We start from the raw sequence: 10,311 nt of genomic DNA on the forward strand, positions 1-10,311 counted from the left end.
TTTTGGGTTATTGCGTAGTTGCAGGCCAGCGTATCAAGGTCGTTTTTTGCTGTTTTTGTTTCCGGATCTGAAAAAAGCTTTAGAAACTCAAGGCGGCTTATTTCTAGAGGAATTGCCGTTTCGTAGTCGCCGGAATCGTTTAGGCTGCTTGCAATATTTTTTCCGGTCAAGGTTGCGGCTGCACGGCTGCTTATCTGCCTGTTTCCGGCGTAGTATTTTTTTGGAATTACGGCGTATTTGCGGTTGTTTTCGGATTGAGCGACAAGTTTTTTTTCGCCGGGATTAAAGCCATAAGGATTTGTCGTTTCGACGTCGATTTTTTTTGTGCCGGTAAAAACAGAACAATAGGCGTGGATATTTGTGTCCTGAACGCAGGCTTCGATTTCTAGACTCCGGGCCAACGCAAGATACAAAATGCTTGCAGTAACGCAGTTGTACGAACCTGTCAAAAGTGTCGTGTTAAGTCGAGTTGCGTCCTCTTCGTACCGGTAAAGGGCAACATCATACAAAAATAAAAGCAGTTTTTCCGCCGCGTCAATTTTTTCAAGACCGCAAAACTGTTTTTTTACGGCCTTTTCGAGCGAATCGTATTTTTTTAAGCAGGACAAGCCTTCTTCGCTTTCCACTGGACAAAACGAATATTCCAACGCTGTCTGGATTATCTGTCTTGATGTAAGATTTTGACCAAGAATGTTTTGTTTTTCGTCAGTGTGTTCAATTTTTTGAATTGAATTTTGCTCCAGCCCCCACAAAATTGACGGCTCAAGAGAAGGAAAAGCAAAAATAAGCTGAACTGCAAAAAATGCAAAAATTATTGCCAGGATTTTTTTCATATACGCTATTTTTTTAACAGATATTTTTCGATTTTGAGGGTGATTTTTTGACCTGAAGGCAAATCTTCATCTTCGGTCGGTAAATCTGCGGTCAAAATCTGGGAAGTTTCGTTGTCAAGGCGAATGCGGTAACGCGTTGTCTGTCCTAAAAATGCTGTCGAAACAATAGTTCCGCTGACTGTAAGACAATTTTTTGTTTCTTTTTTGCCTGCATTTATCTTAAAAAACCATTCTGGGCGGACTATCAATTTTTTTGCTTCTTTTAGGGACGGATTATCAATTTCAAATTCATTTAAGTCTGTCAGTTTTATAAAATTTGCCCTGCCGACTGCATCTGCGACAAAATCGTTTGCCGGTTCAAAATAGATTTGTCTTGGAGTTCCAACCTGCTGCAATTTTCCGGCTTTTAAAACCGCAATCGTGTCAGAAAGAGAGAGTGCTTCTTCCTGGTCGTGAGTAACATAGAGAGTTGTAATTCCAATCTGGCTTTGAACATCTTTTAGTTCTTCTCGAACCTGAGTACGCAGCTTTGCATCAAGAGAAGAAAGAGGCTCGTCCATTAAAAGAATTTTCGGCTCAAGAACAAGAGCGCGCCCCAAGGCTACGCGCTGCTGCTGTCCGCCAGAAAGCTCATGAGGAAATCTTTCCAGAAGATTGGCGATTCCGAGGATGCGCGCGGTTTTATGTATTTTTGCAAAATTTTCTTCTTTGCTGTTTTTATTTTTTATTTCAAGTCCATAGAGAAGATTTTTCTGAACCGTCATATGCGGAAAAAGAGCATAATCCTGAAAAACCATTCCAATCTGTCTTTTTTCCGGCGGAACAAAGGTGCAGTCCGCGCCATCAATCAAAATTGAACCAGAGTCTGGAGTTAAAAAACCGGAAACTATTTTTAGGAGGGTGGTTTTTCCGCAACCGCTTGGTCCCAAAAGTGTTGTAAAACTGCCGCTTTTTACTTCAAGAAAAAAATCGTCGATAGTCCGAGTATTTCCAAAACTAAAAGAAACATTCTTAAAAGTAAGGCTTGCACTGCTACTGTTCATAAATTTTTGCCTCAAACCGCCGGCTTAAAATTTTTCCGGCTCCAAGTATTATAAAAGTAATGACAGTTAAAACAAGTGCCAGAGCCGCAGATTTGCCCCAGTCGCCCTGCTCTGCCAAATTCAAAATTTTTATCGAGGCAAGTCCTGTGTTAAAACTTACCAGAAAAATAACCGAACTTATAGTTCCAACGCCACGAGCAAAATCGTAAACGGCAGAACTAAATAGACCGCCAATGCTCAACGGCAAAATAATATCCTTTAAAACCTTCAGCCGTCCTGCACCCAAAGAACGGGCCGCTTCATCAAGGGAAATTTTCAGTCGGCTAAAAGTTGAAGAGCAGATTCTGTAGCTAAACGGCAGATAACTTACAGTCATTGAAATTATGATTAAAAACGAACTCAATTCAAAATGAAAAATTCTTTCGATATACGAAGAAACATAGGCAAGAGAAAGTCCAAAAAGTGTTCCTGGAATTGCAGAAGGAATCTGGCAAACCGCATCAAGCCCCGAAACAAGCGGAAGTTTTGTTCTGTGTGTAAGATAAACGGTTAGAGCCGCAATAAAAGTTGACAAAAGCGCCGCCACAAAGGCAAAACAAAGGGAATTAAACAGACTCTGGCTGAACGAAAAAATTGCCTTAAAATGGGCAAAGGTAAAGCTCGTATTTATTCCCCAAAGTTTTTGAAAAGCGCCCATTATAATAGAAAGAAGCTGCGCAATAATCAGTACTGCAAAAAAAGAACAAAAAACCGTAAGCAAAATATTCATTCCAAAACTGACATTTTTGTTTTTTTTGAACGGAATATTTTTTTCTGATTTTGGACTTGGCTTTCCTCCGCCGATTTTTCCGCCAATTGTCGCAAATTTTAAGGCATTTTTTTTATAAAAACGGTTTTGCAGCACAAAAAGCAAAATTGATGGAATCAAAAGAACAAGCCCCATTGCGGCGCTTGTTCCAATATTAAGCCAGCCTGTAAGCTGAGTGTAGATTTCAACAGCAAGAACATTAAATCTTCCGCCAACAATCAGGGGATTTCCAAAATCGCTCAAAACGCTTACTGCAATAAAGAGCGTAGCCGAAACAATTCCAGCAAAACTCAACGGCAAAGTGACCGATTTAAAAATTTTCCAGTTGCCTGCTCCCATGCTTTTTGCAGCCTGTTCAATAGAAGGATTTATTCCGTTTAAAGTCTGGCAGCAAATTAAATATGCAATCGGAAAAAAGCACAAAACCTGGCTTAAGAGAAGTCCCCAAAAACCGTAAAGGCTTACATCAAGACCGAGCAATGTTTTTGTAAAAAATCCCTGCCGTCCAAACAAAAGAATAAAAGAAAGGCCTCCGACAAAAGGAGGCGTTACCATGTGGACAACAGGAACGACCGCAAATAATTTTTTAAAAGGAAGATTGCCGCGGACAACGGCATAAGCGTAAATGTAACCGACAAAAACAGAAACAAAGGTCGAGCAGACACATTCAATAGCGGTATTTCTGATTGCCGTAAAAAATCTTTTTTGAGTAAAAATCTGCGCAAAGTCGGACGGGCGCACAGAAAAAAGAGCGTATAAAACAGGAATAATTACTGTTATCGCAAAAAAAAGCCACAATGCAGCGCAGGCAAAAAAACTTTTTTCCTGACCGTAAATTTTTCCTGTTTTATTCAATTTAGTTCCTTGAAAAATGGACTATTCCAATTCTAGTTTAAGATTTTTGACCACTTAGACAAAACTTCTGTTTTTTGACCAGCAGCCTTTGCTCTATCATAATTGATTAAATCAACATCTTCAATTCTTGTTGCTCCTTCAATTATGCCAGCTTCTGAATTTACAGGAACGGTAAAGTCGATTGAAGTCATAAGTTCCTGAGCGTCTTTATCGAGAATAAAATCAACAAACTTTTTGGCATTTTCAGGATTTTTTGCATTCTTCAACACTGCAATACAGTCAACGTCTCCGGCAGTTTTTGGAGGCGAAACTGCCACAATATCAAATCCCTGCGCCTTGTATTTTACGAGCGCATGAAGGTAAGCAACCCCAAGAGCATATTCGCCTGTTCCAATGAGTTTTGGAGGCGCGCTTCCGCTGTCCGGGAACTGGCCAACAAGCTGGCTCAATTTTTCAAGATAATTCCAGCCGTTTTCCCAGCCAAGACGCTGCAACTGATTCTGAAGGAAAAGATACGCGGTCGAAGAGCTCGCTGGGTTTGTCATAACAAGCTCGCCCTTAAAAAGTGGATTTGCAAGCTCATCCCAAGTCTTAGGATATTCAACGCCAGGGAATTTTTCTGCAAAACGTTTTGCGTTAATTCCGATTCCAAGAGAAAGAACACAAAATCCAGTCCAGGTTCCGTCGGAAGATTTTGCATAAGACGGCAATTTGCCGGCAATTTTTGGAACATAAACGTCCAGAGCGCCGGCTTTTGCAGCCTGAATATGGTAAGCAGAGCCGCCGCCCAAAAGAACATCGGCTTTAGGGTCGTCTTTTTCGGCAATAACGCGGTTTACAAGTTCGCCGGTTGTCGCACGCAAATAATTTACTTTAATTCCAGTTTTTTTTGTAAAAAGATTACAAAGAGCCGCAGTTTCTTCATCGTGAATAATCGAATAAACATTCAATTCTCCGCCTTTTTTTCCACAAGCAGAAAACAATACACAAGAAGCAAAAACAAGCGCAAGTGTTCCAAAAACTTTTTTCATAAGTCCTCCAATTCCTTTATAACCTAGTAATATAGTATGTTATAAAAGATTATTCAATACGGATATAAATAATAAGTATAAAAACTGAATGCTAATTTTTGATAAAACAAACACAAGACGGGCAAATAGAAAAAAAATTGAATTTTAATTATAATTTCGTTCATGCCGCAAATTAAAGAAAAATCCTCACGAAACAAGACCATAAATTTTACAGAAAAAGAAGGCTCAGAATACTTAAAAAAATGCCTTTTTGCAGATTCATCATTTTTTCCTTCAAAAGAAGAACTTTCCGACTGCATAATCTGCGGAGACACATTTGAACTGCTTCCAAAACTTCCAGAAGAAACATTTTCTCTCATTATTGCAGACCCGCCGTACAACCTTTCAAAACAGTACAATTCTTCAAAATTTGCGGCAAAAAACCATGCAGAATACAAGTCTTACACAAAAAAATGGCTTGAACTTACGCTGCCGCTTCTCACAAAAAACGGATCAATGTACATCTGCGTAGACTGGCAAAGCTCAATAATCGTTGGCGAAGTTTTAAACGAATACGAAGAAAAAGGAAAAATATTTCTGCGCAACAGAATCACCTGGGAAAGAGAAAAAGGCCGCGGAGCAAAAGCAAACTGGAAAAACTGCCACGAAGACATTTGGTTTTTTACAAAATCCGAAGACTATATTTTTAACACAGACGCAGTAAAAATGCGCAGAAAAGTAATCGCTCCGTACAAAACCAACGGAAAACCAAAAGACTGGACAGAATCTTCCGAAGGAAATTACCGCGACACCTGCCCTTCAAATTTTTGGAACGACATAACAATTCCATTCTGGTCGATGAGCGAAAACACAGCGCATCCAACTCAAAAACCAGAAAAACTCCTTGCAAAGCTAATCTTAGCGTCAAGCAATCAGGGAGATTTAATTTTCGACCCTTTTGCAGGTTCTGGAAGCACAGCCGTAACAGCAAAAAAACTCGGCCGCCACTGGTGCGCAATCGAAAAAGAACAGCGTTACTGCGCCTGGAGCGAATACCGCCTTCAAATGGCAGAAAAAGACTCTTCGATTCAAGGCTATTCCGATGGAATTTTTCATATGCGAAACGAATAGTTTTTTCTGCAAAAAAAAATCTCAGCTTACCACGAAATTACGCAGCTGACAGGAAAATGGTCAGAATATCCAGTTCCGTACTTTAAAATATATTTTGAAGGCAAACCGTTAGCATTCGACCAGCTTCCTTTACATTCAACCTTAAAGTCAGAAACATTCGCTCCGCTTCCGGCAAAAAAATGGTCGATTCGCTCCCAATTTCCGTTGTAAAAGTAACTGCCCGGCTCAAAAAGATTCCCGTCAGAATCGTACCAGGGAGAATAAACAAAAGCAGGATTTTTACCGCGAAGCTCAACGTTAAGCTGAAGTTTTCGTCCGTTTATCTTTCTAAATTCCAAAATATCGCGGTTAAAGTCGCCGCAGGCAACAACAGGAATATTTTGGCCTTCATATTCCGCAAAACTTTGGGCAAGAACCGATTCCTGAAAATTTCGCCAAACCTCGCTTTTTTCCGCCCCGCCGCTCTTGCTTTTCCAGTGATTAACAAAAAGCAAAAGAGGCCGCTCATTTACATTTACAAAAACTTTTAAAAGAGGACGCATAGAAGGCTGTTTTTCTGATTCGGAACGGACATCCAGAGAATGAACCGTTTTTCCAAAAAGCGGAAAACGGCTCAAAACTCCCAGCCCAATCGCCGAACCTTCATCTTTGTAAAAACACCCATAACTGTAATTTTTTGAAAAGCTGAAATTTGAACAAAGCCTGTTAAAAATGTCATAAAGCTGGTCTTCGTTTTCAAGCTCCTGCATAACAAAAATATCCGGCTCACAGGCTTTTACAACTTCCGAAAGCCGCTCAAGTCTGACACCGTATTTTTCTTCGCACCAGCCGGCAGAACTAGAAGCAAACTCCGAATATTCAGTTCCGCTAAAGTTTCCGTCAAAAAAAGTCTGCAAATTCCAATTCAAAATTTTGACAGAATTCAATTTTTCAGACTGATTTTTTTCTGCAAGCAAACAAGACTGATTGCAAGAACAAAACAAAAATCCTGCCGACAAAAATACAATCCCAAAACAAAAAACAGATTTCTTATTTTTCATAAATCGCCTCTTAACCAAAAAAAACTCTTCTATAATAATAAAGTGTCTTTAAAGTTAAACTTTTGACAATTTTTTGAAAAAAAAATCTTTTATGGCAAAATCAGCAAAAACCTAAGAATTCTGCTTCATAAAATTTGCCCAGATTTTGTCAGCCTTTGCAATATGATTCAAAACCCAGCTTGCAATATATTTGTAAAAGCCAAGAACACCGCCCTTGCTGTCAGCAGAAAGTTTTTGAATCTGAAAACCAACTTCCTTTATAAAAAATTCATGGGCGGCCTTGTGCGTGCTAAGTCCGACATACCCGATTTTTTTCTGAAGCTCTTCTTCGTTAGAAAAATGATACTCCGTATAATCCGTCAATTCTTTCAATATAGAAGGCATTTTTTCCTTTAATGCGGTCTCATTTCCAGTAACAACATCATAAAGCTCGTTTGCAATCGCAATAAGTTTTTTGTGCTGTCTGTCAATTTCAGGAACACCAAGAAGATATTCATCGCTCCATTCAATTTTTTTAATTTCTTCCATATAAAAGCCTCATTTTTTTTGTAAAAATACTTATCTGCAAAAAAAATACAATAAAAATATCCGTTCGTCAAATTTTTAAAGCATTTTTGGACGTGCCGGCAACAAGTTGCCGTCGGGCTTTCCAGAGTTCCGGCTTTCGCCTGCATTGCTCCTCTTCGTTCCGCAACGGCTCCGCCGCTCTTCCAATCCCTCACGCAAAATTATCTTCCGCCTGGTCCCGGATTCGGATGCGTTCCTTCCGTTGCACCACCGGTTGTTCCGCTTGTCTTTGTGTAAACATAGCTTGAGGTTGTTGTCGCAATGTTGCTTGCGGTTGTTGTGCCGCCTGAAACGTCCGGCAATTCAACGTAAAGATTGCTGAACGTGCTTCCGCCGCTTGCCGTAACTCCGCTAACGGCTTTGTATGTTGTGCCGGTTTTTATTTCCGGAGAAGAAAGAATCATTATATACTGCGAGTTTGCGCTTGTTCCGAATGCAGACGGAATTGCAAACGCAAAAACAGCGTTTCCGCTTGAATCTTCAACGGCAAAAGTTGTTCCGCCCGCGCCAAAATAATCTCCCGAAAGAACAACCGTGCTTTGCGTGCACTCGCTTGAAGTCGGCTTTGAATAGTTGCTCGTTCCAACTCCAACCAAAAGTCCGCCTGTAATTGCGAAAGTGTTTTCGTCGCAGTCAAACGCACATTCAGGAGTTTTTGCCGTCAAAGCGACAATCACACCGCCGTTTATAGTAAGCGTTCCGTTTGAGTCAATCGCGTCGTTTGAAGAAGAATACGCGTAGATGTTTCCGCCGCTGATTACGACTTGCCCTGCGTAGCCTGAATCGTCGCGGCTTGCGTTTATGCAGTCGTCCGTGCAGTTCAAGTTTATGATTCCGCCTGAGATAAAGACCGCCTGCTTTCCCTCGATTCCTTCCGGGCTGAGTTTTGTCGTCTCGATTACCGTAACGCCGTCCGCGTCTGTGAATGTGTAAGCAGAGCTTGACTCGTCCGCCGGAGTTCCAGTTGTCGTTATGCTGATTTCTCCGCCGTTAATCAGAACGTAAGGATACGGGTCGTCGCTTGTGTCTTCAGTTTCCACGTCGTCCTCATAATCCCATTTTGCAGAAATTCCTTTTCCAACGGTTGAAGAAGTGATTTTTCCGCCGTTTATGACGATAAATCCTTCGCCCGGATTGTCCTCGTCTTCCGCTCCCTCAACGATGATTCCGCGGCTCTGGTTGTTCGTGTTCGCGCCGGTTCCGCTGATTGTGATTTCGCCTGAGTCCATAACAAATCCGTTCACGCTCTGGATTGCGTTCCGTCCGCTTGTGTTCACGTTCAAAGTTCCGCCGAAAATTCTGATGTAGTCCTTTGAATAAATTCCGTGCTTGTAGCCCTCGTTCAAGGTGAGCGAGCCGCTTCCCGAAATCAAGAGCGCACCTTTTGTGTAGATTGAGCCTTTTGTCTTGTCGCCCTTTGCCCAGCTTGCAGTAAGTTCCGCATCGTCAGCCTTTGTTCCAGAAAAACCGCTTGAATAATAATCTGTTCCTTCTGCCTCGCTGTAGCCTGTTCCGTATTTTCTGCCGTCTGTGAGCGAGTTCGTTCCTTCCAAAACAAGATAAACCGTCGATTTTGCGTCAACGTTTATGCAGGGATAGTTTCCGCTCGAAGAAATTACCGCGTCGTGAAGATAGAGCGCGACCGTTCCTTTTTTATATGAAGAAATGTTCAGCGCGCCTTTTTCCGCAGTTCCTGTTATGTCGAATTTCAAGTTTGATTTGTAAGATGACGAGTCGATGTAAAGAACTCCGTCAGAAATTTTCGCAGTTATTTCACTTGAATCCAAAGTTACAGTTGCAGATTCTCCGCCGTCGGTCAAAGAACTCCAAGTTGAATTGTCCGCCGAAACTTGAAGTTTGCTCAAATCAACATACAAAGTTCCGCCAAAAGCAACGCTTTCGTAAGCCGCCGCGCCTGTGATTATGTTTCGTGAAGAAGAGTTCGGAGAATAAGAATTCGGTCAGAAAGATATGTCGATTTTGTCCGAAGAATTGAAAGAAGTGATTTCAGAAGTTACAGTTGTAGCTGTCTCAACCGAGCCGGAAGACGAGCCGCCGCTTCCCGACGGAATTCCGCTTCCGCCTGAATCAGAATTAGAGCCGTCATCATCAATGTTGCAGCCAGCAAAAACTAAACAACAAAATAAAAGCGCACCAAAAACCAGATAAAAAACCACCTTATTTTTCTTCATATATCCTCCAAATATGGAAAAGTAAATATATTAAAAAAATAAAATAACAAGTTTTTAGTTACAAAAAATATGTAATCAAATCTAGAAGAACTGGTTGCTGGCATTTTAAAGTCAATAGCTTATCTATTTATCAAGGCAAGTCCTGCAAGAACTACAAAAACTCCCGCAATCTTATTCCAACTGAGAGGCTCCTTATAGAAGAGCCATCCAACAAAAATAAGAGCCACGGCAAGAAAAGCGCTTTGAACGACCGAAGCTGTACTGACAGGCCATCCAGCCTTATAAATATAAATCCAGCCGACTTCAAGCCCCACAAGAACAATTCCGAACACAAACGGCACCCAATTCAATCTGCCATACTCCTGAAATAAATTTCCATTTCGGTTCAGAACAAAATACATCACGGCCGAAAACACTGCGCCGACAGAATATGTTATAGTGAGCGATGCCAGCGGATTTATTCCGTTTGGAACTGACTTTGCGCATATCTGATACATGACATTTGACAAAACAACCAGTACAACTGGCAAAACATAACTTAACACTTTACTCTCCTTAATAAAACTCCGCGTTAGCGGCAAGCTACGGATGGCGAGAATCACAGTTTGTGAAAGCAACGCTTGAGCAAACTGTAATGATAAAAATTACACGGATGTAATTTTTATCATGCCTCCTTAGAGCATTTGCTTTTTTTGTACCATTCAAGAACTTCGTTAAGATTTTCTTCCCGCACTCTTTCGCCGCCGTGGAGCATAATTTCAAGCATTTCGCTTTCCCGCTGAGTGCGGTCTGTCTTTGCCTCAAGCTGCCTTGTAACCATTTTGACCATCAT

At 41.1% G+C, this 10,311-nt stretch carries 9 protein-coding genes and 1 pseudogene; 1 reads left to right on the plus strand and 9 read right to left on the minus strand.

What is annotated here, in order from left to right:
• The 4 genes and pseudogenes from B4N75_RS08180 to B4N75_RS08195 all read right to left on the minus strand — a co-directional run.
• Window positions 1-833 (minus strand): annotated as a pseudogene (locus B4N75_RS08180) (hypothetical protein); the annotation flags it as partial.
• 5 nt (window positions 834-838) lie between these two features.
• Window positions 839-1,876 carry an ABC transporter ATP-binding protein gene (locus B4N75_RS08185; RefSeq protein WP_296707111.1) on the minus strand — a complete coding sequence of 346 codons (1,038 nt, stop codon included), beginning with the start codon at window positions 1,874-1,876 and terminating at the stop codon, window positions 839-841.
• A complete protein-coding gene (locus tag B4N75_RS08190) occupies window positions 1,866-3,539 on the minus strand; it encodes an ABC transporter permease (protein WP_296707113.1) in 1,674 nt (557 codons plus the stop codon). The genes B4N75_RS08185 and B4N75_RS08190 overlap by 11 nt, the downstream gene beginning before the upstream one ends.
• A 32-nt stretch (window positions 3,540-3,571) precedes the next feature.
• Complete coding sequence (locus tag B4N75_RS08195) at window positions 3,572-4,570, minus strand: ABC transporter substrate-binding protein (RefSeq protein WP_296666908.1); 999 nt, start codon at window positions 4,568-4,570, stop codon at window positions 3,572-3,574.
• Between the two features lie 162 nt (window positions 4,571-4,732).
• Here B4N75_RS08195 and B4N75_RS08200 point away from each other — a divergent pair, with 162 nt between their 5' ends.
• Window positions 4,733-5,680, plus strand: a complete 948-nt coding sequence (locus B4N75_RS08200) for a DNA-methyltransferase (RefSeq protein WP_296666910.1) — start codon at window positions 4,733-4,735, stop codon at window positions 5,678-5,680.
• A gap of 26 nt (window positions 5,681-5,706) precedes the next feature.
• On the opposite strand, the gene B4N75_RS08205 is transcribed toward B4N75_RS08200, so the two are convergent.
• The 5 genes from B4N75_RS08205 to B4N75_RS08225 all read right to left on the minus strand — a co-directional run bounded on the left by B4N75_RS08205 (window position 5,707) and on the right by B4N75_RS08225 (window position 10,024).
• The gene (locus B4N75_RS08205; protein ID WP_296707115.1) at window positions 5,707-6,720 is read right to left on the minus strand and encodes an endonuclease/exonuclease/phosphatase family protein; all 1,014 of its coding nucleotides are present in this window, start codon (window positions 6,718-6,720) and stop codon (window positions 5,707-5,709) included.
• A gap of 111 nt (window positions 6,721-6,831) precedes the next feature.
• Window positions 6,832-7,248, minus strand: coding sequence for a bacteriohemerythrin (locus tag B4N75_RS08210; RefSeq protein ID WP_296666915.1), 417 nt, complete (start codon window positions 7,246-7,248; stop codon window positions 6,832-6,834).
• A 200-nt stretch (window positions 7,249-7,448) separates the two neighbouring features.
• On the minus strand, window positions 7,449-9,152 hold the full coding sequence (locus tag B4N75_RS08215) for a carbohydrate-binding domain-containing protein (RefSeq protein ID WP_296666917.1): 1,704 nt from the start codon (window positions 9,150-9,152) through the stop codon (window positions 7,449-7,451).
• A 96-nt stretch (window positions 9,153-9,248) separates the two neighbouring features.
• Window positions 9,249-9,479: a hypothetical protein gene (locus B4N75_RS08220; protein WP_296707117.1), complete on the minus strand. Its 231-nt coding sequence runs from the start codon at window positions 9,477-9,479 to the stop codon at window positions 9,249-9,251.
• 119 nt (window positions 9,480-9,598) lie between these two features.
• A complete protein-coding gene (locus B4N75_RS08225) occupies window positions 9,599-10,024 on the minus strand; it encodes an EamA family transporter (RefSeq protein ID WP_296707119.1) in 426 nt (141 codons plus the stop codon).
• Window positions 10,025-10,311: the final 287 nt, after the last annotated feature.

It is taken from the genome of Treponema sp. UBA7570 (assembly GCA_002477955.1).
GTDB lineage: Bacteria > Spirochaetota > Spirochaetia > Treponematales > Treponemataceae > Treponema_D.

Bases quoted from the DNA above. Each gene is read 5' to 3' on its own strand.
- B4N75_RS08185 (WP_296707111.1), bottom strand. From the start codon at position 1,876: ATGAACAGTAGCAGTGCAAGCCTTACTTTTAAGAATGTTTCTTTTAGT.
- B4N75_RS08195 (WP_296666908.1), bottom strand. From the start codon at position 4,570: ATGAAAAAAGTTTTTGGAACACTTGCGCTTGTTTTTGCTTCTTGTGTA.
- B4N75_RS08200 (WP_296666910.1), top strand. From the start codon at position 4,733: ATGCCGCAAATTAAAGAAAAATCCTCACGAAACAAGACCATAAATTTT.
- B4N75_RS08205 (WP_296707115.1), bottom strand. From the start codon at position 6,720: ATGAAAAATAAGAAATCTGTTTTTTGTTTTGGGATTGTATTTTTGTCG.
- B4N75_RS08210 (WP_296666915.1), bottom strand. From the start codon at position 7,248: ATGGAAGAAATTAAAAAAATTGAATGGAGCGATGAATATCTTCTTGGT.
- B4N75_RS08220 (WP_296707117.1), bottom strand. From the start codon at position 9,479: ATGAAGAAAAATAAGGTGGTTTTTTATCTGGTTTTTGGTGCGCTTTTA.